Consider the following 361-nt stretch of genomic DNA (forward strand, 5'->3'; position numbering starts at 1 on the left):
GTGAGCCGGGCGAAGCAGATCCCGGTCCCGGAGGCCCTCCGGTCGCTCTCCCTCGCTCCACGCCACCTCTCCCTGCTGGCCTACCTGCTGCTGGACGGCCCGATGACCGTCAACGACCTGGCCGGCCGCCTGCGGATCGCCCCGACCACCGCCAGCCTGCTGATCGGCGACCTGAGCCGGAAGGGCGTCCTGGAGCGCCGCGAGGACGAGGCCGACCGCCGACGCCGGATCGTCGACATCACCCCGGCGCAGCGGCCCGCCATCTCGCAGTGGCTCGCCCCCGGCGCCGCGGCCTGGCGCACCGCCCTCGCCCCGCTGACCCCGGATCAGCGCCGCCTGTTCGTCGAGACCCTGCTGGTGT

At 75.1% G+C, this 361-nt stretch carries 1 protein-coding gene; it reads left to right on the plus strand.

The features are described 5' to 3' along the window. Positions 1–361 (plus strand): MarR family transcriptional regulator (locus ACLWS4_RS37960; RefSeq protein ID WP_416876571.1); only part of this gene is annotated, 361 nt, incomplete at both ends.

Origin of the sequence: Kitasatospora sp. SC0581 (assembly GCF_048159585.1) — a bacterium.
Lineage (GTDB): Bacteria > Actinomycetota > Actinomycetes > Streptomycetales > Streptomycetaceae > Kitasatospora.